This is a genomic window from Pusillimonas minor (assembly GCF_014237865.1).
Classification (GTDB): Bacteria; Pseudomonadota; Gammaproteobacteria; order Burkholderiales; family Burkholderiaceae_B; genus Neopusillimonas; species Neopusillimonas minor.
Genome location: NZ_JACJUU010000009.1, coordinates 1 through 23,832, shown reverse-complemented (window position 1 = coordinate 23,832; position 23,832 = coordinate 1). Strand labels below are relative to the sequence as shown.

The 23,832-nt window shown below is 58.3% G+C and carries 17 protein-coding genes, 1 tRNA gene and 1 pseudogene; 15 read left to right on the top strand and 4 right to left on the bottom strand.

Annotated features, from left to right (window positions below; all coding sequences use genetic code 11):
* Nucleotides 1-75: 75 nt before the first annotated feature.
* Nucleotides 76-2,466, bottom strand: a complete 2,391-nt coding sequence (locus GTU67_RS11335; protein WP_185780178.1) for a Tex family protein — start codon at nucleotides 2,464-2,466, stop codon at nucleotides 76-78.
* A 113-nt stretch (nucleotides 2,467-2,579) separates the two neighbouring features.
* On the opposite strand from GTU67_RS11335, the gene yoaA reads away from it, so the two are divergent.
* Nucleotides 2,580-4,595 (top strand): DNA repair helicase YoaA, encoded by a 2,016-nt coding sequence (yoaA, locus tag GTU67_RS11330; protein WP_185780177.1) that lies wholly within the window; start codon nucleotides 2,580-2,582, stop codon nucleotides 4,593-4,595.
* Between the two features lie 58 nt (nucleotides 4,596-4,653).
* Here the strand turns inward: yoaA and GTU67_RS11325 are convergent, their stop codons facing one another.
* On the bottom strand, nucleotides 4,654-5,448 hold the full coding sequence (locus tag GTU67_RS11325) for an outer membrane protein assembly factor BamD (protein WP_185780234.1): 795 nt from the start codon (nucleotides 5,446-5,448) through the stop codon (nucleotides 4,654-4,656).
* A 107-nt stretch (nucleotides 5,449-5,555) separates the two neighbouring features.
* Here GTU67_RS11325 and GTU67_RS11320 point away from each other — a divergent pair, with 107 nt between their 5' ends.
* The 5 genes from GTU67_RS11320 (at nucleotide 5,556) to phaR (ending at nucleotide 10,362) form a co-directional block, all read left to right on the top strand.
* Complete coding sequence (locus tag GTU67_RS11320) at nucleotides 5,556-6,524, top strand: RluA family pseudouridine synthase (protein ID WP_185780176.1); 969 nt, start codon at nucleotides 5,556-5,558, stop codon at nucleotides 6,522-6,524.
* Nucleotides 6,515-7,339 carry a peptidoglycan editing factor PgeF gene (pgeF, locus tag GTU67_RS11315; protein ID WP_346727019.1) on the top strand — a complete coding sequence of 275 codons (825 nt, stop codon included), beginning with the start codon at nucleotides 6,515-6,517 and terminating at the stop codon, nucleotides 7,337-7,339. The genes GTU67_RS11320 and pgeF overlap by 10 nt, the downstream gene beginning before the upstream one ends.
* Before the next feature lie 73 nt (nucleotides 7,340-7,412).
* Complete coding sequence (gene phaC, locus GTU67_RS11310; RefSeq protein ID WP_185780175.1) at nucleotides 7,413-9,011, top strand: class I poly(R)-hydroxyalkanoic acid synthase; 1,599 nt, start codon at nucleotides 7,413-7,415, stop codon at nucleotides 9,009-9,011.
* A gap of 22 nt (nucleotides 9,012-9,033) precedes the next feature.
* Nucleotides 9,034-9,771 (top strand): acetoacetyl-CoA reductase, encoded by a 738-nt coding sequence (phbB, locus tag GTU67_RS11305; protein WP_185780174.1) that lies wholly within the window; start codon nucleotides 9,034-9,036, stop codon nucleotides 9,769-9,771.
* 21 nt (nucleotides 9,772-9,792) lie between these two features.
* A complete protein-coding gene (phaR, locus tag GTU67_RS11300) occupies nucleotides 9,793-10,362 on the top strand; it encodes a polyhydroxyalkanoate synthesis repressor PhaR (RefSeq protein ID WP_185780173.1) in 570 nt (189 codons plus the stop codon).
* Between the two features lie 11 nt (nucleotides 10,363-10,373).
* Here the strand turns inward: phaR and GTU67_RS11295 are convergent, their stop codons facing one another.
* Complete coding sequence (locus GTU67_RS11295) at nucleotides 10,374-11,492, bottom strand: GNAT family N-acetyltransferase (RefSeq protein ID WP_185780172.1); 1,119 nt, start codon at nucleotides 11,490-11,492, stop codon at nucleotides 10,374-10,376.
* Nucleotides 11,493-11,551: 59 nt separating this feature from the next.
* Here GTU67_RS11295 and GTU67_RS11290 point away from each other — a divergent pair, with 59 nt between their 5' ends.
* On the top strand, nucleotides 11,552-12,763 hold the full coding sequence (locus GTU67_RS11290; protein WP_185780171.1) for a CobW family GTP-binding protein: 1,212 nt from the start codon (nucleotides 11,552-11,554) through the stop codon (nucleotides 12,761-12,763).
* A 299-nt stretch (nucleotides 12,764-13,062) separates the two neighbouring features.
* Here the strand turns inward: GTU67_RS11290 and GTU67_RS11285 are convergent.
* Nucleotides 13,063-13,139 (bottom strand) — tRNA-Met (locus GTU67_RS11285).
* A gap of 137 nt (nucleotides 13,140-13,276) precedes the next feature.
* On the opposite strand from GTU67_RS11285, the pseudogene scpB reads away from it, so the two are divergent.
* The 8 genes and pseudogenes from scpB to typA form a co-directional block, all read left to right on the top strand.
* Nucleotides 13,277-13,822, top strand: a pseudogene (scpB, locus tag GTU67_RS11280) (SMC-Scp complex subunit ScpB); the annotation flags it as partial.
* A gap of 52 nt (nucleotides 13,823-13,874) precedes the next feature.
* A complete protein-coding gene (locus GTU67_RS11275) occupies nucleotides 13,875-15,470 on the top strand; it encodes a pseudouridine synthase (protein ID WP_185780169.1) in 1,596 nt (531 codons plus the stop codon).
* Between the two features lie 249 nt (nucleotides 15,471-15,719).
* Nucleotides 15,720-16,205 (top strand): ribosome maturation factor RimP, encoded by a 486-nt coding sequence (rimP, locus tag GTU67_RS11270; protein WP_185780168.1) that lies wholly within the window; start codon nucleotides 15,720-15,722, stop codon nucleotides 16,203-16,205.
* Nucleotides 16,202-17,689 carry a transcription termination factor NusA gene (gene nusA / locus GTU67_RS11265; RefSeq protein ID WP_185780167.1) on the top strand — a complete coding sequence of 496 codons (1,488 nt, stop codon included), beginning with the start codon at nucleotides 16,202-16,204 and terminating at the stop codon, nucleotides 17,687-17,689. The genes rimP and nusA overlap by 4 nt, the downstream gene beginning before the upstream one ends.
* Before the next feature lie 68 nt (nucleotides 17,690-17,757).
* The gene (infB, locus tag GTU67_RS11260) at nucleotides 17,758-20,646 is read left to right on the top strand and encodes a translation initiation factor IF-2 (protein ID WP_185780166.1); all 2,889 of its coding nucleotides are present in this window, start codon (nucleotides 17,758-17,760) and stop codon (nucleotides 20,644-20,646) included.
* 2 nt (nucleotides 20,647-20,648) lie between these two features.
* Nucleotides 20,649-21,059, top strand: coding sequence for a 30S ribosome-binding factor RbfA (rbfA, locus tag GTU67_RS11255; RefSeq protein ID WP_185780165.1), 411 nt, complete (start codon nucleotides 20,649-20,651; stop codon nucleotides 21,057-21,059).
* Between the two features lie 34 nt (nucleotides 21,060-21,093).
* Nucleotides 21,094-21,849, top strand: coding sequence for a tRNA pseudouridine(55) synthase TruB (truB, locus tag GTU67_RS11250; protein WP_185780164.1), 756 nt, complete (start codon nucleotides 21,094-21,096; stop codon nucleotides 21,847-21,849).
* Complete coding sequence (typA, locus tag GTU67_RS11245) at nucleotides 21,846-23,669, top strand: translational GTPase TypA (RefSeq protein WP_185780163.1); 1,824 nt, start codon at nucleotides 21,846-21,848, stop codon at nucleotides 23,667-23,669. The genes truB and typA overlap by 4 nt, the downstream gene beginning before the upstream one ends.
* The last annotated feature ends 163 nt before the right edge of the window (nucleotides 23,670-23,832 follow it).

The following is a 23,832-nucleotide window of genomic DNA, read 5'->3' as shown; positions in this document are numbered from 1 at the left end:
AGCCCGTAAAAAAACACCCCGCAGGCCGATTGTTCAAGCGGCCTGCGGGGTGTTTTTATTGGGTGGCTCGGCGAGCTATTTCTTTAGTTTTGCAAAGGCGGCCGCCATGGCGCCCATGCCATCTGCAGTGCCCGACGCTTTCTCGCGACGATCGCCCGAGCTACGCTGATTGCCACCGGTATTGCGGCCGCCCTGGGCCCGACCACCGCTGCCCGCGCCTGGCCGGCTTGGCGGCGCGTCGTCATTCAGGCGCATTGTCAGGCCAATGCGCTTGCGCTCAACGTCAACTTCCTGGACTTTGACCTTGACTGTCTGACCGACACGCACAACGTCGCGCGGGTCGCTGACAAAACGATCGGCCAGCGCCGAAATATGAACCAGGCCGTCCTGGTGGACCCCAATATCAACGAAGGCGCCGAAGTTGGCCACGTTGGTAACTACCCCCTCAAGAATCATGCCCGGTGTCAGGTCGTTCAGGGTGTTCACGCCTTCTTTAAACTGGGCGGTCTTGAACTCGGGGCGCGGGTCGCGCCCGGGTTTTTCAATTTCGGTAAAAATATCGCGTACGGTCGGCAAACCAAAGCGCTCGTCGGTAAACTCGGTTGGCGACAAGCCGTTCAGGGCCCCTTGCCGTCCCATGACCTGTTTGGCGTCGGCCTTGATCTTTTCAAGAATGCGCTTGACGACAGGGTAGGCTTCGGGGTGCACGGCCGAAGCGTCGAGCGGGTTGTCGCCGTTGGCAATGCGTAAAAAGCCGGCGGCTTGTTCAAAGGCCTTGTCGCCGAACCGGCTGACTTTCATCAGCATTTTTCGGTTTTGAAACGCGCCGTTCTCGTCGCGCCAGGCCACAATATTGCGGGCCAGGCTGGCATTCAGGCCCGACACCCGGCTTAGCAGCGGGGCAGAAGCCGTGTTGACATCAACGCCCACTGCGTTCACGCAGTCTTCAATGACGGCGTCAAGCGATCGGGCCAGTTCGCGCTGGTTGACGTCGTGCTGGTACTGACCAACACCAATGGCTTTCGGTTCGATTTTTACCAGTTCTGCCAACGGATCTTGCAGGCGGCGCGCGATAGAGACCGCGCCACGCAAGCTCACATCTAGTTCGGGAAACTCGTGCGCGGCCAGTTCGGACGCCGAATACACCGAAGCACCGGCCTCAGAGACGACAACGCGCGTCGCCCTGACGTCGTTGAACTTTGCCGCCATGTCGGCCGCCAGCTTTTCGGTCTCGCGCGATGCGGTGCCATTGCCAATGGCAATGAGCTCGACTTTGTGCTTAAGCGCCAGGGCCGCCAAGGTGTTGATTGAACCCTCGTAGTCGCGCCGGGGTTCGAAGGGATATACGGTGGCCGTGTCCAGCAGTTTCCCGGTGGGGTCGATCACCGCCACTTTGACGCCTGTCCGGATACCGGGATCCAGACCCATAACGGCCTTGGGCCCGGCGGGCGCCGCCAGTAACAGGTCTTTGAGGTTGGCGGCAAATACACGTATGGCTTCTTCTTCGGCTTTTTCACGTAACTGGTTGACCAGTTCTGTCTCGAAGGCCGTCAGCAGCTTGACGCGCCAAGTCCAGCGGCAGACTTCGCCCAGCCATTTCTCGCGCGGCTTCGCGTCAGCGTCAAAGCGTGCGCCCAATGCCAGAAATCCGGCGACGCGGCTGACGCAAGGATGGGGCGTTTGCGTTTCAAGCTCGGGGGCCAGGCCAATGCGAAGATCGAGTACGCCTTGCTGACGGCCGCGCAACAGGGCCAGAATCCGGTGTGACGGCAGCGTGCGTAAAGGTTCGTGAAAGTCGAACCAGTCCCGAAAATTGGCACCTTCGGTTTCTTTGCCTTCAATAACCTTTGCATACAGCAGGCCCGAATGCCAAAGATGGTCGCGCATGTCGGCCAGCAAATCGGCGTTTTCGGCAAAGCGTTCGGCCAGAATATCGCGTGCCCCGTCCAGGGCGGCCTTGCCGTCGTTGATGCCGGCCTCGGCATTCAGGTAGCCTTCTGCCAGTGCGGCCGGGTCGGCTGTGCGGTCGCCCAAAATGGCGTCAGCCAGCGGCTCCAGGCCCGCTTCGCGTGCAATTTGCGCCCGCGTGCGGCGTTTGGGCTTGAACGGGGCGTACAAGTCTTCAAGGCGCTGCTTGGTTGTCGCCGCCAGAATCTCTTCGGTCAGTGCTGGGGTCAGTTTCCCCTGTTGCTCAATAGACTCGACCACTGCAGCGCGACGGTCCTCGAGTTCGCGCACATAAACAAGCCGCACTTCCAGGTTACGCAACACCGTGTCATCCAGGCCGCCGGTTACTTCTTTCCGGTAGCGGGCAATAAACGGTACGGTTGCGCCGCTGTCCAGCAGGTCTACGGTTGCAGCCACCTGTGCCGGGCGCACGCCTAGTTCTTCGGCCAGCAGGGCAACAATGCGTTCGGGGGAATTGTTCAGCGCCACTTTGGGTGCTGCATTTGCGGTAACTGTCATGTGGAAGCCATCTGGTTTACATCATCAAGCGGGGCATTTTGCCACATCCAGGCCGAACAGGTCTTCTTGCGCGGTTATGATTCTGGTTTAGTCTGATGTGTCTGGAACGCCCCATGTTGCTGCAAGAGCTTGATGCCATTTTTGCCGAAGACGGCCCCATTGCGGCTGCGTTGCCGGGCTACCATGCCCGTCAGGCCCAGCTGGAACTGGCACGCGCCATTGACCAGGCCATCACCGACGGCAGTACGCTGATCGCCGAGGCCGGGACCGGCACGGGCAAAACCTGGGCGTATTTGGTGCCTGCCTTTCTAAGCGGGGTGAAGGTGCTTGTGTCTACGGGCACCCGAACCTTGCAAGATCAGTTGTTCCGGCGCGATTTACCCCGCTTACGCAATGCGTTAGCCCTGCCCGTGACCACGGCCTTGCTTAAAGGACGCGGGAATTATGTCTGCCACTACCACCTCGAACGTCTGCAAGGCGATGACCGCGCACTCAAGTCGCGTGCCGAAATCGGTCAGCTTCGTCATATCCAGGTGTTTGCACAGCAATCCCGTACCGGCGACAAGGCCGAGTTGGCCGAGGTGCCCGAAGAGGCCGATATCTGGAATCGCGTGGTTTCGACGCGCGACAATTGCCTGGGCCAAGACTGCCCTAATGTGCGCGACTGCTTTGTGCTCAAAGCACGTCGCGAGGCGCAGGAAGCCGATATCGTGGTGGTCAACCACGCTTTGTTCATGGCCGACCTGGCGCTCCGTGAAGAGGGGATCACCGACCTCTTGCCCGAGGTGCAGTTGGTGGTGTTTGACGAGGCCCACCAGCTTCCCGATGTGGCCACGCGCTTTCTGGGCAGCAGTGTGTCTTCGCATCAGCTTATCGACCTGGCCCGCCAGGTCGAGGCGGCGGGGCTGGCCCACGCCCGCGAAGCCTGCAACTGGACAGAGCAAGGGCAGCGCATTGAACACGCTGCGCGCGAACTGCGCCTGGCCACTGCAGCCATAGATCGCTTGCCTGGCAAGAAAGCGACATTCGAAACTTTGCCCGATGCCGAGGCTTTCGACACTGCGCTCGAACGTTTGATTGAAGTTCTTGACGATTGTGTGCAACGGTTGGGTATCGTGGCAGAAAAGCATCCTGACCTTACTGCCGCCTCAAAAACGTCACTTGATTTGCGGGCACGGCTTTTTCGCTGGAGCCAGCCCGACCGTCAGGGCCGAAATGCGCTGGCGGCCGCTCCGGCTGCCGACGGTACCCCGGGCGGCGACGAAACGGCGGTCAGGTGGGTCGAGTCCAGCAGCCACGGCATGCGCCTGCATAGCGCACCATTGTCGGTCGCCCGCATATTTTCGCGTTTTCGCCGCCCCGAGCAAGCCTGGGTCATGACCTCGGCGACGCTGTCCATTAATGGTGATTTCGGTTTCTTTCAGCGACAACTGGGGCTGCACGACGCCGTCACGGGTCGCTGGGAGTCACCCTTCGATTATTCGGCGCAGGGTGTTTTGTTTGTGCCGTCTACCTTGCCGCTGCCTAACCACCCGCAGTTCAACGAAAAATTTGTCGATTTGCTTGTGCCGCTAATCAAGGTTGCACAGGGCGGGGTATTGGTTTTGTGCACCACCTTGCGCGCTGTCGACCGCATCGCCGAACTGCTCGATGAGCGGCTCGACGCGGCTGGTATTGATCGTTTGCTGCTCAGGCAGGGCGACACGTCAAGGCGGTTGCTGCTCGACCGCTTCCGTGATGCGCGCAATGCGGTATTGGTGGGTAGTGCCAGTTTCTGGGAGGGTATCGACGTTCCCGGAGACGCGCTGACGCTGGTTGCGATCGACAAGCTGCCTTTTGCGCCGCCCGACGACCCGGTGCTTGAGGCGCGTTTAAACGAAAGTCGCCGCCGTGGTGGCAACCCCTTCATGGAGTTTCAGTTGCCGGAAGCCGCCATTGCCCTTAAACAGGGCGCGGGGCGCCTGATTCGGTCGGAGGGGGACTGGGGCGTATTGATGGTGGCTGACACCCGTATTGTTGACAAGCCCTACGGGAAGCTGCTTTGGCGAGGGTTACCGCCGTTTTCACGCACCCGCGAGCTGTCGCAGGTGGTGAAATTTTTCAAGGCCCGGCAGACGCCCGAACGCTGAGTTTTTACCCGCGCCCACTGCCAGAACAGGTGTGGACGGGGGTGATTTGGCTGGTTGTTTAAAACCAGTTGATCGGGTTCCACATACTGCCGCTGGCCTCGGCAAAACCCTGTTCGTAGTATGGGCTGTTGGGGAAGTTGCTGTCGAGCACGCGCTTGGTATCGTCACGCAACTCGGGCATGTTCAGTTTGTCGTACGCCATGTACATAATGTACAGCGCCTTTTCGGCCGCCGGAACACCCTGGAAATCGGTGACGACGGTTTGGGCGCGATTGATGGCAGCCAGGTACGCATGGCGTTCGTAGTAGTACTGGGCCACAATGACTTCGTTTTGCGCCAATGTGTTAACCAGCCAGGTCAGGCGTTTTTTGGCGTCGGGGGTGTAACGGCTGTCGGGGTAGCGTGTAATCAGCTCGTTAAAGGCCTCGTAAGATTCGCGCAGGCCCTTCGGGTCGCGCTCGGCCGGGTCTTGGCGTGTAATGTTCGAAAACAACGCGCTGGGTGGCGTGAACGTGACCAGGCCTTTCAGGTAGAGCATGTAGTCGGTACCCGGGTGGTTGGGGTACTGCTGCTGGAAACGGTCGATGGCGGCCAGGGCCTGCTCGGGCTCGTCGTCTTTCCAGTTGACGTACGCCAGGTCAATAAGGGCTTGCTGCGCGTAGCCGCCAAACGGGTAGCGGGCTTCCAGTGCCTCGAGGCGTTGACGCGCATCGGGCCAGTTGGCGTCGCTGATTTCGGTACGTGCCTCGCGGTACAGCCGGTCGGCGCTCCAGCCGGCGGTAGGGTCGACATCGCCTTTGCTTAAGGCGCCGCAGCCTGCAACAACTGCGGCCACTATAAATACGCCGGCCAGACGGGCTACCCGGGAAGCCCCGGAGCAAAGTACAGAATTGAAGTTAACGCGAGTCACAAAAGCATCCTTGGTGTTAGCATTGCAGGCTGATTATATGATTTGTCGCCATGCCTGACACAGATATTACTAAAGAAAGTTCGTCGTGCCCGCCCGACGACGAACCCCTGCTGTTCGAGCTGCCGCTCAAAACCATGCCCGAGCGTCTCGATAAAGTCCTGGCCCGTCTCATGCCGGATCACTCCCGCAGCCGTTTGCAATCCTGGATCGAAGCCGGGCACGTCAGGGTTAATGGCCAGGCGGCGCGCGTGCGCCAAACGGTTGGCCCCGCCGACTGCATCGAGGTCTGGGAGCAAGTCGCGCCCGAGCAGCAGGCGTTCACCCCCGAGCCGGTCGCGTTCGACGTCGTGGCCCAAAGCCCCGACTGGGTTGTTATCAACAAACCCGCGGGCCTCGTTACGCATCCGGGGGCCGGCAACTGGTCGGGCACCTTGCTTAATGGTTTGCTGTACCGGTTCCCCGAACTGGCTACTGTACCGCGTGCGGGTATTGTGCACCGGCTCGACAAAGACACATCGGGCCTGCTGGTCGTGGCCCGCCACGAAAAATCACAAACGCATCTGGTGCGCCAGTTGCAAAGTCGCAGCGTCAGCCGGCAATACACAGCGCTGGCACACGGCTGGGTGCGTCATGGTGGTACTGTTAATGTCCCCATTGGCCGCGACCCGCGCGTACCCGTTCGCATGAGCGCCGAAAACCCCATCGCCCCGCGCGAGGCCATTACGCACTTCGAGCCGCTTCACATCGGCACGACCGCCGAAGGCCAGCAGGTCAGCCAGATTATTTGCCGGCTGGAAACGGGGCGAACCCACCAGATACGTGTTCATATGGCCAGTGTGTGTCATCCGCTTGTCGCAGATGTACTGTATGGTGGCCGACTTATTGCCGGCGCGTCACGCCAGATGCTGCATGCGCAGGCATTAAGTTTCGACGATTTTTCCACTGGCGAGCGGGTTACTTTCGAAGCGCCGCTGCCCGCCGACTTCGAACAGACACTGGGGCTTCTTGCGTGGCAATAACAACAAGACTGGGCTCGTTCCAGGTGGTAAGCGGCACCCCTTGGCGGGGTGTCAGGTACTTTTGTACTACCCGGTTGGGCGGGCACAGCGTGTCGCCCTTCGACACACTCAACTTTGGCGCGCATGTCGGTGACGACGCAGCGGCTGTACAGGCCTGCCGCGAGGCGCTGACGGCCCAAATCGGTGCTATGCCCGTGTGGCTTGACCAGGTGCATGGCACCGTCGTTCACGATGCCGATGCCTCTGCGTCCGCCTTGGGCAATACAGGGCAGGACGGGGCCACGGCGAGTACGCCGGTTGCCGACGCGGCGGTCACGTCGTGTGCCGGCCACGCCCTGGCTGTCTTGACGGCCGATTGCTTGCCGGTGGTTGTTGCCGATGACGCGGGGCAGGCAGTGGCAGTCGCCCATGCCGGGTGGCGTGGTCTGGCGGCAGGCGTGCTCGACAACACCGTTGCGGCGCTGCAGGCCCGTTTACCCGCCCAGGCCGAATTGCGGGCCTGGATCGGGCCGGCCATTGGCCAGTCGGCCTTCGAGGTCGGGCCAGACGTCTATGCCGCTTTTTGCGATACCCAGCCCGAAAACACGGTGTACTTTGTGCGGCGCCCTGGCTCTGAACGCGCTGGCGGCAAATGGCTGGCCGACCTTGCCGGTTTAGCCCGACACCGGCTGGCTGTGTTGGGCGTGCGTTATATTGAACAGAGCAATTGGTGTACGTATCGTCACCCGGAGCTTTTTTATTCGTATCGTTTCAACCACCCCACCGGACGCATGGCGACGTTGGCCTGGCTTGATCCGGCTACCGACTTACCCTGATTGACAGTTAATCGCCAGGCCCCCAACATGAAGGTGTTCTGATGCAAATAGTCACACAAGGCAGGTTTACTTAATGAGCATTCCGTTTTCAGGTCAACAACTCAATGAAATCCAGGCGGAATTCTCCCAAAGCTGGCAAGAATTGCTACACAAGGCCGAGCAGGGCCAGCTAGAACTACCGAAAGACAGGCGCTTCAGCGCTCAGGCCTGGGCCAGCCATCCGGCCTATTTGCTCATGGCGCATGCCTACCTGCTGTCTGGGCAGGCCATGCAAAAAATGGTCGACACGGCCGACGTCCCCGACGACACCCGCGAGCGCTTGCGGTTTTCCGTCATGCAATGGCTCGATGCCGTGGCGCCGTCCAACTTTCTGGCCACCAACCCCGATGCCCAGCACACCTTGCTGCAAACCAAGGGGTTGTCGTTGGCCCAGGGTATTCAAAACCTCTTCACCGACCTCCAAAAAGGGCACTTGTCGCAAACTGACGAAAGCCATTTTTCGGTGGGCGAGAACCTGGCCATCACCGAAGGGCAGGTCGTCTTCGAGAACCCGCTCTTTCAACTGATTCAGTACACGCCTTTGACTGCCCAGGTCTATCGCACGCCGCTTCTGGTCGTGCCGCCCTGCATCAACAAGTTTTATATCCTCGACCTCCAACCCGAAAACTCTTTCGTTCGTCATGCTGTCGAGCAAGGGTTTACGGTATTCATGGTGTCGTGGCGTAATCCGCAGCTCACCGATACCGACGGCATTTTGCAGGCCACCTGGGCCGATTACCTGCAAAGTGGCGTGTTGCAGGCTATCAAGGTGGTTCAAGACATCAGCGGTCTTGCAAAAATCAATGCACTGGGTTTTTGCGTGGGCGGCACATTGCTGGCCAGTGCGTTGGCCCTGGCCAAAGCCCGGGGCGAAGACCCGGTCAACAGTCTTACCTTGCTGACCACGTTGCTCAATTTTGAAGACACCGGTGTTCTCGACGTCTTTATCGACGAAGGTCACGTTAACGCGCGCGAGCGCCAGCTGGGGCAGGGCGGGCTGCTGTTTGCGCGCGAACTGGCCACTACGTTTTCGTTTCTCAGGCCCAACGAACTTGTCTGGAACTACGTCGTCAATAACTATCTAAAGGGCCAAAGCCCGCCTGCATTCGATCTGCTCTACTGGAATGCCGACGGCACTAACTTGCCGGGCCCGTTTTTTGCCTGGTATCTGCGTAACACCTACCTGGAGAATAATCTGGTTGTGCCCGGCAAAGTTGTTGTCGACGGTACGCCCGTCGACCTGGGTGCGCTCGACATGCCTGCCTACGTGTATGGCTCTCGCGAAGATCACATCGTGCCCTGGAAGGCGGCGTATGCCAGCATGCCTGTGCTTCAGGGGCCCAGACAGTTTGTCATGGGCGCGTCCGGCCACATTGCGGGCGTGGTTAACCCGCCTGCCAAAAACAAGCGGTGTTATTGGGTCGGCCCCGACGTGGCAGGTAAAAATGTCGACTCGGCCCGCAACTGGTTTGACGCGGCGCAAGAACATCCGGGCAGTTGGTGGTTACATTGGTCCAATTGGCTGGCTGGTCATTCGGGCACGCGTCGCAAGGTCGTCAAACGTCTGGGCAATACCCGCTTCGCACCAATCGAAGCCGCTCCTGGGCGTTACGTGAAGGCCAAGGCGGTTTAAACAGAATTACAAGGAGAACTCCATGAGTGGAAAAGTGGCATACGTGACTGGTGGCATGGGGGGGATCGGTACATCGATCTGTCAACGTCTCGCCAAAGAGGGTTTTACCGTAGTGGCGGGGTGCGGGCCAAGCCGTGATCACACCAAATGGCTCGACGAGCAAGCCGCATTGGGCTACAAGTTTCACGTGTCGGTGGGTAACGTCTCCGACTGGGACTCCACTGTCGAGGCCTTCGAAAAGGTCAAGGCCGAACTGGGCCCCATCGATGTGCTGGTCAATAATGCCGGTATCACGCGCGATGGCCTTTTCCGCAAAATGTCCCGCGACGACTGGCGTGCCGTTATCGACACCAACCTCAACAGTCTGTTCAATGTCACCAAGCAGGTCATCGAGGGCATGATCGAAAAAAACTGGGGGCGTATCATTAATATCAGCTCGGTTAACGGTCAAAAAGGCCAGTTTGGTCAAACCAATTACTCAACCGCCAAGGCGGGCATCCATGGCTTTACCATGGCGCTTGCCCAAGAGGTCGCCAGCAAGGGGGTTACCGTAAACACGATATCGCCGGGATATATTGGTACCGACATGGTCAAGGCCATGCGTGCCGATGTGCTGGAAAAAATCGTTGCCACGATCCCGGTCCGGCGATTGGGCACGCCTGAAGAAATCGGCGCCATGGTCGCCTGGATCGCCTCTGACGACGCCGGTTTTGCCACCGGTGCCGACTTTTCGCTTAACGGTGGTTTGCACATGGGGTAGTAATACCCATAACAAGCACATATGACACAAACTAAAAACGCGTCCGGCCTGCGGTTGATTAAAAAGTATCCCAACCGCCGCCTCTACGATACCCAGACCAGTGCCTACATTACCTTGGTCGACGTCAAGCAACTGGTACTCGATAACGAAAATTTTCAGGTGGTCGACGTCAAGTCAGGCGAAGACCTGACGCGCAGCATTTTGCTGCAGATCATTCTTGAAGAAGAAACCGGTGGGGTGCCCATGTTTTCTGCGGCCGCGCTGTCGCAGATCATTCGTTTTTACGGCAATGCCATGCAGGGCGTCATGGGGGCCTTCCTCGAAAAAAACATCCAGGCGTTTATCGATGTACAAGAACGGATGGCCGAGCAATCAAAAAATATGTATGGGTCTGCAGTAGGGCCAGAGGCATGGACCCAGTTCATGAGTGTGCAAACCCCGGTATTGCAAACCATGATGAACAACTACATCGACCAAAGTAAAAACTTGTTCGTGCAAATGCAAGATCAAATGCAAGATCAGACCCGGTCCATTTTCTCAACGTTTCCGTTTGTGCCGCCCGCAGGTGGCGACGGGTCGCAAAAAAAATAAGCCGGCCAGGCTTAACGAAACGGGCTGTGTTCGACCAGCGCTTCAGCGTAGTGGTCAACAGCCCGTGTTTCTTCGTCTAAAAAATTTGCTATGGCTTGGGCAAACCGTGCGTCGCGCACCCAGTGGGCCGACCAGGTTTTGACCGGCAGCATGCCTCTGGACAGTTTGTGTTCGCCTTGGGCGCCGCCTTCAAACACCTTTATCTGATGGGCAATGCAGTACTCAATGGCCTGCAAATAGCACGTTTCAAAGTGCAGGCCAGAGACAAACTCGGTGGTGCCCCAGTAGCGCCCGTATAAACGTTCTTCGCCAATAATGTTAAAGGCGCACGCTACGGGCGTTTCGTCCCGGTGTGCCAGCACCAGCAGAAGCTGGTCGCCCATGGTGCGCCATATCCGCTCAAAGAAGTCGGCGTTCAGGTAGGGGGCGTTGCCATGCTCATGGTAAGTGCGTTCATAGCAGCGATAAAAAAACGCCAGATCATCTGCCGTGATTTCGTTGCCGCGCAACCATTTGAAAGTGATCCCGGCCGCGGCTACTTTTTTTCGGTCTTGTTTCAGTTTTTTGCGCTTTTGCTGGGTCATGCCAGCCAGAAAGTCGTCGATAGTGCCGTAGTTATTGTTGTGCCAATGAAACTGTACGGTTTCCCGAAACATGAAGCCCGCCTCGCGCAGCGCGGCCTGGTCTGCGTCGTCGGGGAAAAGAATATGCAGTGAAGATAATGCATTTTGTTGCGCAAGCGATACGGCGGCCTGAGCCAGCATCGTGCGATCGGCGGGCGACCTGGCCAATAAACGGGGCCCGGGCACCGGTGAAAACGGGATCGCCGACAGCAGTTTGGGGTAATAGGGCAAGTTGTGTTGCATGAAGGCCCGCGCCCAGGCATGGTCGAAAACGTATTCCCCGCGCGAATGGTATTTGACGAAAAGCGGCATGGCACCTGCCAATTGGCCATTTCGTTTTAACAACAGATAGTGCGGGTCCCAGCCTGTTTCAAGCGATGCACAACCGCTGGCCTCAAGGGCATGCAAAAACGCATGGCTGGCCAACGGGTGACCTTTCGCCAGCGCGTTCCATTCTTCGGGTGCAATATCGTCTAAAGTACGAGCCAACGAGAGTTCTTCAGTCAAGGTGTGCCACTTGGAGGTTGGGTGATGGGTAATGGCGTAAATTTTAGGGTAACTACGGCATGACGTCTGAAATTCCGGTTTTGGTGCTGACGGGTTTCTTGGGGGCAGGCAAAACAACCTTGCTTAATCGCCTTCTGGGTGCTAGGCAGCCGGGTTTAGTGCCTGCAGCGCCTGCGGGCGCCGCCGAACCGTCGGGCAGCGCCGCTCACGTCGGTACACCTACCAACATCGGCAGCGACGCAGCTGCTGACGACGGCGTGGCATATGCTGGTACAACTGTCGACCCCGAACGCTTAGTGGTGCTGGTCAACGAGGTTGGGCAAATCGGACTCGATCATCAATTGGTTCGTCATGTCGATGATCGTCTGGTGATGCTCGAGTCGGGTTGCATTTGCTGCTCGGTGCGCGGTGGCTTGGTCACTGCGTTGCAAGATTTGTTCATGGCGGCGCTTCAGCGGCGCATTCGCCCGTTTACGCATATTGTCATCGAAACCACCGGAATCGCCGATCCGGCGGCAATTCGTTATACCTTGGCTTTTGAGCGCTTTCTGGCCGATCGGTATCGGTATGCGGGTTGCGTTACGGTTGTCGACGCTGGCAACATACAGACCCAGTTTGTGCAGCAGCCCGAGGCCGCACCGCAGCTGGCGCAAGCCGACTGCCTGGTCATCAGCAAAGCCGACCAGGTTAATGCGCAAGCGTTGGGTCTAACCCAGACTTGGCTGGATACGGTGTGCCCGCAGGTGCCCAGTCTGCTTGCCGGGCAGGTGACGTCGGTGGGGCAGTTGTTCGACGTCGTGCAGGGTCAGTCGGGCCGTGTGCCGGCGTTGGGCGGAGCCGTTCGTCGTCGCACGGCAGGCCTTTTTGGGGTGTCTGGTCAGGGCTTGTTTACTTCATCGGGCGTACCGAGGTCTGGCGCCGTGTTTCCGGATGCACAAGTGGTGGGTGATTTTTCCCGGCCGGTGGGTAGGCATGCCGACCTCGATGTCGCGAGTTGGGAACTGTCGGGCACCGTGAAGCGGGCAGACTTTTCGCGCGCCCTGGATGCCGCCGTGGCCGATACAGGCGCCGGGCTGCTACGTTTCAAGGGCATTTTGTTTTTCGAGCCGGGCGGCTGGCAGGTGGTTCAGGTCGTACACAATACCGTTTACCCACCCCAGCCCTTAAAGGCCGGGCCTGATGCCCCTGGCGCTCAAGCCGTTGCCATTACTCGCGGCAGCCCGGCTGAGGATTTTTTCAAAAAACTGGAAGCGGGTTTAAGGAGCCTCTGAACAAGTCCCCGCGCCGTCTGCATCTGTCGTTTCGGGCGTTCTGCGGCGTTGCAAATCCTCGCGATAGCTGCGGCTATCACTGCGGTTTGCGCCTTGCAGCTCATCCCGAACGACAGCGCATACTTGCCGCTCGACTTATTCAGAGGCTCCTTAGCTAAAAGTTAAAAACTGTCGCCTGTTGTCTATATTTACTCAAAGTAAAGTACGGCCAAAGTGGGCTGTACTTGGTCTGGTCATGCTATTGCGCAAGGGCCAGGCAAAAAAAATGCCTGCATGTAATATGCAGGCATTTTTAAATTTGGTTGCGGGGGCAGGATTTGAACCTACGACCTTCGGGTTATGAGCCCGACGAGCTGCCAGACTGCTCCACCCCGCGTCTGAAGAACTGAATATTAACCTACCTAAAAAAATAATGCAAATCCGTAGCAAATAGTTCACACCCTGAGGTACAAAATAGGGGCTTACAGTGCAACTTTGAAAAATTACGCGTAGAATTGTCCAAAACCAGAATACATGACCGAGAACGAAATCATTCGGGTGCTCGAAACCGCGCTGTTATGCGCCGACGCAACCCTGCCTTTATCCGAGTTACGCAAGCTGTTTCCCCCTGAAGACGTCTCTGCAGATGATCTTCGGCGGTTGCTTTCTGTGCTGCAGCTTGATTGGTCAGAGAAAGGGCTCGAACTGGTCTGTCTGGCCAGCGGGTGGCGGTTTCAAAGCCGCCCCGAAATGCAAAAATTCCTCGAACGTCTTAATCCCGAAAAACCGCCCCGATACTCAAGGGCTGTCCTCGAGACTTTAGCCATTATTGCGTGGCGTCAGCCTGTAACACGAGGCGACATCGAAGATATTCGCGGGGTTACGGTTTCGTCTCAAATTGTCAAAACGCTCGAAGAGCGTGGCTGGATCGAAGTGCTGGGCCACCGTGACGCCCCCGGGCGTCCCGCGTTATTTGGCACAACACGCCAGTTTCTCGACGACTTGGGGTTACGAACGCTCGACGATTTGCCTGCACTCGAGTCGCAAGAGTCCATGCAGGTGCTCGAAGGCTTGCAGCTCGACGACCCGCCGGCCCCTGATGCCGATTGACACGGAGTATCCGAACAAACTTATGAATGAAACCACTACCGAGGCCTTGTCGCAGGCCGTCGATGCCGTACACGACGACAACACCACCAAGGCGCCGGCCAAGGGCCGTGGACGAAAGCTGCGTACGCCGTTTCGTCGTCGCCGGGGCGATGAGTCCGATGGCACGCCCGGCGAATCGTCAGTGTCAACTCACCCCGAGGGCGCAGCCCCGGCGGGCGGGGCATCTGCCAAAGCCCCGGCTCAAGCACGCAAGCCTCGGGCGCGTGGTCCGGCAAAGGGCAAAAAAGCACCTGCATCGTCGCCGGTAGCGTTGTCCGATGCCGAAGACAGCGCCGATGCTGACAAGGCTTTGGGCTATTTGGACAAGGCCCAGAAAATCGAGCAACGTTTGGGTAAGTACCTTAACAGCGATGCCGTGACGCCCAAGCTTCACAAGGTGTTGGCCGATGCCGGCATCGGTTCGCGGCGCGAAATGGAAGAACTGATCATTGCAGGCCGAGTGTCTGTTAATGGCGAGCCGGCGCATATTGGTCAGCGCGTCGGGCCCAACGATCAGGTACGAGTCAACGGCCGCCCCATTACGCGTCCCAATGCCGCCAGGCCGCCGCGCGTCATTCTTTATCACAAACCGGCCGGCGAAATCGTCAGTCACGACGATCCCGCCGGGCGTGCGACGGTTTTTGCCCGTTTGCCAAAAATGAAAGTCGGTAAATGGTTGTCGGTGGGGCGTCTCGACCTCAACACCGAGGGCCTGCTTATATTGACCACATCGGGCGATCTGGCCAACCGGCTCATGCACCCGCGATATGGCGCCGAGCGTGAGTACGCCGTACGTGTGTTGGGTGAACTGGCCGACGATCAACAAAAACAGTTGGTCAAGGGCATTCAGCTCGATGACGGCATGGCTCAGTTCGGTTCACTCGATTTTCTTGGCGGAGAGGGCAGTAATCGCTGGTATCGGGCAACGCTGCACGAAGGCCGTAATCGCGAAGTGCGTCGTATGTTCGAGGCCGCCGGTGTTACGGTTAGCCGCCTGATTCGTACCCGCTTTGGCGAGATCGTTCTGCCGCGCAACTTGCGCCGTGGTCGCTGGGAAGAGCTCGACAGCACGCTGGTTACCGCCTGGATGGTACAGCTTGGCCTTATCAAAGACGAAAGCGCTGGCGGACGTCGTGGCGAGCGTCCGCGTCAGCCATTGACGCACGACAGCGCCTTGCCGCCGGGTTTCGGTACGCTCGAACGCAACGGTACCAGCGGCGCCAAAATCAGTCGACGCGGCAAGTTATCGGGCGGGCGTCCCGGTGCAGTTGCCGCAGTGGCCCAGTCTTTTCCCTCCGACCCTTACGGCACCGGGCAAATGCTTCCGGGTGGCTTGCCTAATGGTCACCCCGACGGTAAAGGCGGCAAGGGCCGTAAGCGGCCCGCCGGTGGCAAGCCTAAAGGCCCCGAAGCGGCCCATGGCAAACCGGCATCCCGTGCCCCGCGAGGGGCGGCCGGGCCCAAGGGTCAAAAGCCGGGCCGTGGGCCGCGTGCAGGCAAGCCGCGCAGCGGTCGCGGCGACGACTGGCAACCCAAAGGCGCCTCGGCACACGAGTCCCGGTTGGGTGTGCTTAAGTAATCTTGTTGTTTTTTAAGTCTAAACCCCGGGCAGGTCACGATTTTTTCTAAAATCTGTTAAACTACCGGCCTTTACAGGTATATGTTTGCCTTGCGGTTATTTTTGGCGGCAAGCATGGCCTTCGCTAAAGTGCAGGTAAGCCGGGGGTTTACGCGCAATGTACCAGGGTACAAAGTGCAGGCCGGCGCACCAGTCTTTAAAAAGCGCAATAACAATGGGCTGGCGTACAGCCCTTTTTTTTTGAATTTTATGGCAGATATTTTCGCACTGACACAAGACGTCCTCGAAGGCACAGATCTCGAACTGGTCGATATCGAACGTATGCCGCTTGGGTTGCTCCGTGTCACGCTCGATCGTCCGGGCGGTGTGAGAATCGAAGACTGCGAACAAGTTTCCAAGCAGCTATCCCGCGTATTCGAAGTCGAAGGCATTGATTACCAGCGCCTCGAGGTTGGTTCGCCCGGCATCGATCGCCCGCTCAAAAAAGAGGCCGACTTCGTTCGCTTTGCGGGTGAGCGCGTCGAAATTCGTCTGCGCGAACCCCGCGACAACCGAAAGGTGTTCGCCGGTACTTTGCAGCTTGCCGAAACGACAAATACTGAAAGACGTGTTTTTGGCCTAGTGCTCGATCCCGTGGCCAAAAACAGCAAGGCTGAAGTCATCAGCTTTGCATTTGACGATATTGATCGTGCCAAACTGGATCCCGTACTTGATTTCAAGGGTAAAAAGCGATGAGTCGCGAAATTCTTCTGTTGGTTGACGCCCTTGCGCGTGAAAAAAACGTATCGCGCGAAGTGGTTTTCGGCGCGCTCGAAAACGCGCTGGCCTCCGCCATGAAAAAGCGTTTCAAAGAAGACGCTGATATCCGTGTGTCTATCGATCGCGATACTGGTTCCCACGAAGGGTTCCGTCGTTGGCTGGTCGTGCCCGACGAGGCCGGTTTGCAAGAGCCCGATCAGCAAGAGCTGTTGTCCGAAGCCCAGGAAATCGTTCCAGGCATCGAAGTCGGTGAATACATCGAAGAGCCGCTCGAGCCCATCGAATTTGGTCGGATTGGCGCTCAGGCCGCCAAGCAAGCTATTTTGCAACGCATCCGCGACGCCGAGCGCGAGCAACTGCTCAACGATTTCCTCGATCGTGGCGAATCCATTGTTTCCGGTACCGTAAAGCGTATCGACAAGGGCGATGTCATCATCGAAACCGGCAAAATCGAAGCGCGTTTGCCGCGCTCCGAAATGATTCCCAAAGAAAATATCCGTGTGGGTGATCGCATTCGCGCCTGGGTGTTGCGTGTCGATCATTCAGCACGCGGTCAGCAGGTAATCTTGTCGCGTACATCGCCCGAATTCATTCGTCAGCTCTTCGAGAACGAAGTGCCCGAAATCGAACAGGGCCTGCTTGAAATCAAAGCGGCTGCCCGCGACCCGGGTGTGCGTGCCAAAATTGCCGTTGTGGCCTACGACAAGCGTATCGACCCCATCGGTACCTGCGTGGGTATGCGTGGTTCGCGGGTTACCGCCGTGCGCAACGAGCTGGGCGGCGAGCAGGTCGATATCGTCCTGTGGGCCGAAGATCCCGCCGAGTTCGTCATCGGTGCGCTGGCGCCGGCAACAGTCGAATCCATCGTGGTCGACGAAGACAAGCATGCCATGGATGTCGTCGTCGACGAAGAGAACCTGCCCAAGGCTATTGGTTCTCGTGGTCAAAACGTGCGTCTGGCCTCCGAACTCACCGGGTGGCAAATCAATATCATGACGCCCGAAGAAAGCCAGAGCCGCTTCGAGCAAGAGCGCACCGAACTGCGCTCAACCTTCATCAGTAAACTCGATGTCGACGAAGAAGTGGCCGACATCCTGATCGACGAGGGTTTCACCGGCCTCGAAGAAATCGCTTATGTGCCTATTCAAGAGCTTCTCGAAATCGAAGCCTTTGACGAGGACACCATCAACGAGCTGCGTGCCCGTGCCCGTAACGCGTTGCTTACCGAGGCTATTGCCCAGGAAGAGCGTGTGCAAAACACCGAACCCGCCATGCTCGAGCTAGAGGGCATGACGCCCGAACTGGCTGCCAAACTGGCCGAACACGATGTATACACCCGCGATGATCTGGCCGAGCTGGCCACCGACGAGCTGTCCGAAATTGCACAGATCGACGAACAGTCCGCCAGTGACCTCATCATGAAGGCCCGCGCCCACTGGTTTGCAGACGATGAAACCTGAATTTCGGGTTACGTCTAGCCACCAGGTTGTTTTTAATGAATGAAGTAGTCGTATAAAGAGAGAGTCGAATGTCGAGTAACACCGTCGCCCAGTTCGCTGTTGAACTGAAAATGCCTGCAGATGTACTGCTCGAGCAGTTGCGTTCTGCTGGCGTTGAACTCAAATCAGTAGACGATGCCGTCACTGACGCAGACAAGGCGAAACTGCTCGAATCGTTGCGCCGGTCGCATGGGGGTAGCGCCACCGAGGGTAAGAAAATTACCCTGACGCGCCGCCAGACGTCCGAGATCCGCCAGGCAGACAGCTCGGGGCGGTCACGCACGATTCAGGTCGAGGTGCGAAAGAAACGCGTTTTCGTCAAGCGCGAGCCCTCCGAATTGCTGGCCGAATCGGCTGCGCAAAAAGAAGCCGAGGCTGCCGCAGCACCTGCTACCGAACCCGAGGCGCCTGTAGCGGCGCCACCGGCTGAAGTCGCGCCTGCCGTGCAAGCGCCTGCCGCCGCAGCGTCGGTGCCCGAACCTTCCTCTGCACCCCAAGTGTCCGAGCCCGAAGCGCCTGTAGCGCAAAAGGCCGAAGAGGCGCCCGTAGAAGAAACGCAGCCAACGCCGGTAGCCGACCAGGCACCTGCCGTTGCGAAGGCGCCCGAAGAAAGTAAGCCGGCCGCACCTGAAGCGCCCGAAGCCCCGCCTGCACTCGAGCCTGAAGCTGAAGAGGTTGAACCTGTAAAAGCCACGCCTGTTGCAGCCGAGCCCGTAGCCAAAGCTGCGCCGGCAAAGTCCGCCGAAAGGCCTGCAGCCCGCCGTGCGGCGCCTGCGCCTGCGGCCCCCGCTGCCGACGACGGCCGCGAGCGTGCCCGTAAAGCCGCCGAAGCCGAAGCAGCTGCGTTGCAACAAATGCTTAACCGCCCGCGTAAAGTGCTCAAGGCCCCCGAAGACGAAGGCGGCATCAGTGGCACCTTACACAAGCCTGCAGGTAAAGCCGGCAAAAAAGACGTCAAGGCCCCCGAGAAAAAACCGGTTCGCGCCGGCGAGGGTGGTGCCTGGGTCGACGACGGGTCGCGTAAAAAACCTGTCGCGCGTACCGATGCCGCGCCTGCAAGCCGCGATGGCTGGCGTGCCGGGGGTAAAGCCGGCAAGTCGGGTCGTGGCCGCAATGCTCGCCAGTCTCAGGCAGAGCAGCGTCAACCCCAGACGGTCGAATTCATTGCCCGCGAAGTGCACGTTCCCGAAACCATCAGCGTGGCCGATCTGGCCCACAAAATGGCCGTGAAAGCTGCCGAGGTCATCAAGCACCTGATGAAGCTGGGCCAAATGGTTACCATTAACCAGGTGCTCGACCAGGAAACGGCCATGATTGTGGTCGAAGAGCTGGGTCACAAAGCCATTGCGGCCAAACTCGACGACCCTGAAGCCTTCCTCGACACCACAGAAGCCGAAGTGCAGGCCGAAGCCCTGCCGCGCGCACCTGTTGTTACCGTCATGGGTCACGTCGACCACGGTAAAACTTCGCTGCTCGACTACATCCGTCGCGCCAAAGTGGCTTCGGGCGAAGCCGGCGGCATTACGCAGCACATTGGTGCCTACAGCGTTAAAACCGACCGCGGCATGGTCACCTTCCTCGATACCCCGGGTCACGAAGCGTTTACCGCAATGCGTGCACGCGGTGCCAAGGCCACCGACATCGTTATTCTGGTTGTTGCAGCCGACGACGGCGTGATGCCGCAAACCAAAGAAGCCATTCACCACGCCAAGGCAGCAGGTGTGCCCCTGGTCGTGGCCATCAACAAAATCGACAAGCCCGATGCCAACGCCGATCGCGTCAAGCAAGAGCTGGTCTCGGAAGAGGTTGTGCCTGAAGAGTACGGCGGCGATGTGCCGTTTGTACCCGTGTCGGCCAAAACCGGCCAGGGTATCGACGACTTGCTCGAAAACGTGTTGTTGCAGGCCGAAATTCTCGAGCTGACCGCACCCATCGAAGCCCCGGCCAAGGGTATCGTCATCGAAGCCCGCCTTGACAAGGGGCGTGGTCCGGTGGCGACTATTCTGGTTCAAAGCGGCACGCTGTCGCGCGGCGATTCGGTGCTGGCCGGTGCAAGCTATGGTCGTGTACGTGCCATGCTCAACGAGAACGGTAAACCCATCAATACGGCCGGGCCCTCAATCCCCGTCGAAATCCAGGGCCTTACCGAAGTGCCTGCAGCAGGCGACGAGGTCATTGCCATGGCCGACGAGCGCAAAGCACGCGAAATCGCTTTGTTTCGTCAGGGTAAGTTCCGCGACGTCAAGCTGGCCCGCCAGCAGGCCGCCAAGCTCGAATCCATGTTCGACAATATGGGCGAAGGCTCCAAGACCTTGCCGCTTATTGTCAAGACCGACGTTCAGGGTTCGCAAGAAGCGCTGGTTCAGTCCCTGCTCAAGCTGTCTACCGACGAAGTTCGTGTCCAGGTCGTTCACGCAGCCGTCGGGGGTATCTCCGAAAGCGACGTCAACCTTGCCATTGCCTCCAACGCGGTCATCATCGGCTTTAACGTGCGCGCCGAACAAAGCGCCAAGAAGCTGGCCGAAGGTAACGGCATCGACTTGCGCTACTACAACATCATTTACGACGCCATCGATGACGTTCGTAAGGCAATGTCCGGCATGCTGGCCCCCGAGCAGCGCGAAGAAATCATCGGGTCGGTCGATATCCGCGAAGTGTTCACTATCTCGAAAGTGGGCAATATTGCGGGCTGTATGGTTACCGATGGTGTGGTGCGTCGCGACTCCCAGGTTCGTTTGCTGCGTAACAACGTGGTCATCTGGACAGGCGCCCTCGAATCGCTGCGTCGCTTCAAAGACGACGTCAAAGAAGTCAAGGCTGGTTTCGACTGCGGTATCACGCTCAAGGGTAACATCGACATCGAGGTGGGCGACCAGCTTGAGGTCTTCGAAATCAAAGAAATCGCGCGGACACTATAAACATGGGGCGTCACAAGTCTAAGCCCGCTTCGGGTCGCAATACCCGCCTGGCCGACCAGATCCAAAAAGATCTGGCCATCCTTATCCAGCGCGAGCTCGATGTCTCGCGGGCGGGTCTTATCACGCTGACGGGTGTCGAGCTTTCCGCCGACTACGCGCATGCCAAGGTGTACTTTACGGTCATGGGCGCCGAGCCCGATGCCGCGCTTGCTGCGCTGCGCGAGAAGGCGGGCTGGCTGCATTCGCTGTTGTTCAAAATGCTGCATATCCATACGGTGCCTACCCTGCATTTCCACCACGATGACCAGCTCGCTCGTGGTCTGGCACTGTCACAACTTATCGACCAGGCCAATGCGCCGCAGGGCGGGGCCGTACGCGCCGCCGAACCCGACGAACCTGACGAACAGCCCTGAGGGGCTGTCGTTTTTTGCCAAGAGACACTAAACGATGGCTTCACGACGCGGGCAGCCGCTCGACGGCGTGCTGTTGCTCGATAAACCCGAAGGACTATCCAGCAATCACGCTTTGCAGCGCGCCAAGCGCACACTCGATGCGCGCAAGGCGGGTCACACCGGCACGCTTGATCCGTTTGCGACAGGGCTACTTATTTGCTGCTTGGGTCGAACCACCAAAATTGCCGGCGCCATGCTCGACGCCGACAAGGTCTACGAGGCCACGCTGGCGTTTGGTGAAGAAACCGACTCCGGTGATCTGACCGGCAATGTGGTGACATCGGCAGCAGATTTTCAAGGCATCAGTCCGCAGGCCCTCGACGATGTCTTGCCGGCTTTTCGTGGTCCCATCGAACAAGTGCCGCCGATGTATTCGGCACTCAAGCGCGATGGCAAACCGTTATACAAATATGCTCGAGAAGGCATCGAACTCGAGCGACCGCCCCGTCAGGTGACGATTCACGACTTGCAGGTCTTGTCGTGTGATGGTCTTCAGGCCCGACTGCGGGTGCATTGCAGCAAAGGTACGTATATCCGCACGCTCGCACAAGACATTGGTCGGGCGCTGGGTTGCGGAGCGCATTTGTCGGCGTTACGTCGTACCGCGGCAGGGCCGTTCAGCATCGACGACGCCATCACGCTCGATGCGCTTCAAAGTATGGAAAACCCGATTTCGGTGCTGATTGCGCCAGATCATTTACCCGCCGGCCTGATGCCTGCGGGCGCTAAACAAAAGGATGAACAGTTATGAGTCGCGCATTGCGCAATGTGGCAATTATTGCCCACGTCGATCACGGTAAAACAACGCTGGTTGACCAACTGCTGCGTCAGGCAGGTACGTTCCGTGACAACCAGCAGCTCACTGAACGCGTTATGGACTCCGGTGATATCGAGCGCGAGCGCGGCATCACGATTCTGTCCAAAAACTGTGCTGTCGAGTACGAAGGCACACATATCAATATCGTAGACACCCCCGGCCACGCCGACTTTGGTGGCGAGGTTGAACGTGTATTGTCGATGGTAGATGGCGTATTGTTGCTGGTCGACGCCGTCGAAGGCCCCATGCCTCAAACGCGTTTCGTAACGCGCAAAGCCCTGGCGCTGGGTCTCAAGCCTATCGTGGTCGTTAATAAAGTCGACCGCCCTGGCGCCCGTATCGATCACGTGATTAACGCCACGTTCGACCTTTTCGACAAACTGGGTGCGACCGAAGAACAGCTCGATTTTCCGATTGTGTACGCATCAGGCTTGTCGGGCTATGCCGGTCTTACGCCCGACGTGCGCGAAGGCGATATGCGTCCACTGTTCCAGGCTATTCTCGAGAACGTTCCTCAGCGTGAAGACGATCCGAACGGGCCGTTGCAGTTGCAGGTCATTTCAATGGACTACAGCAGCTATGTGGGCAAAATCGGTATTGGCCGTGTCAATCGCGGCCGTGTCCGTGCAGGGCAAGATGTCGTGGTCAAGTTCGGCCCCGAAGGCGATCCAATCAAGGGCCGCATCAATCAGGTGCTCAAGTTCAAAGGCCTCGAGCGCGAGCTGGTCGATGAAGCGCAAGCCGGTGATATCGTGCTGATCAACGGTATTGATGAGATCGGCATTGGCTGCACATTGCTCGACCCCAGCAATCAAGAGGCGTTGCCGCTGCTGCGTATCGATGAGCCGACACTGACGATGAACTTCATGGTCAACTCGTCGCCGTTGGCCGGCCGCGAAGGCAAGTTTGTCACCAGCCGTCAGCTGCGCGATCGTCTCGAGCTCGAATTGAAGTCGAACGTTGCGCTGCGCGTCAACCCGACAGAAGACGACATGACCTTCGAAGTCCGGGGTCGTGGCGAATTGCACCTGACCATTTTGCTTGAAAACATGCGTCGCGAAGGCTACGAACTGGCCGTGTCGCGTCCGCAGGTTTTGCTCAAGGAAGTTGATGGCGTCAAGATGGAGCCTTTCGAATTGTTGACGGTCGACGTCGAAGAAGGGCACCAAGGTGCGGTCATGGAAGAGCTGGGGCGACGCAAGGGCGATCTGCAAGACATGCAGTCTGACGGCCGTGGTCGTACGCGTCTTGAATATCGTATCCCTGCTCGAGGCCTGATCGGTTTCCAAAGCGAGTTTTTAACGCTGACGCGCGGTACTGGCCTGATGAGCCACATTTTTGACGACTACGCACCCATGCGCGAAGGTGGTGTGGGCGAGCGTCGCAATGGCGTGCTGATCAGTCAAGATGACGGTAATGCGGTGGCCTATGCGCTCTGGAAGCTGCAAGATCGTGGTCGCATGTTTGTCAGCCCCGGCGAGCCGCTTTACGAAGGCATGATTATCGGCATTCATAGCCGTGACAACGATTTGGTGGTTAACCCCACCAAAGAAAAGAAGCTCACCAACATTCGTACAACCAGCAAAGATGAGCACATCGATCTGGTGCCACCGATCCGGATGTCGCTTGAATACGCGGTCGAGTTTATCTCCGACGACGAACTGGTCGAAGTGACGCCCAAGTCGATTCGTTTGCGCAAGCGTTACCTGCAAGAACACGAGCGTCGCCGCATGTCTCGTGAGGGCGCCGTTTAACGACGTTAGCCTGCTAAAAAAGGCCGCCCATGGGCGGCCTTTCAGACTGTTGATAAACCCCCTGTTTTTTGCAGCGGGGTTTATTTTTTTGTCTGTTAGATCATCGCAGGTCGTTTTGTCGTTAAAGCCAGCAATGAGCGCAGCGCGTTGATTTGCGCGCCGA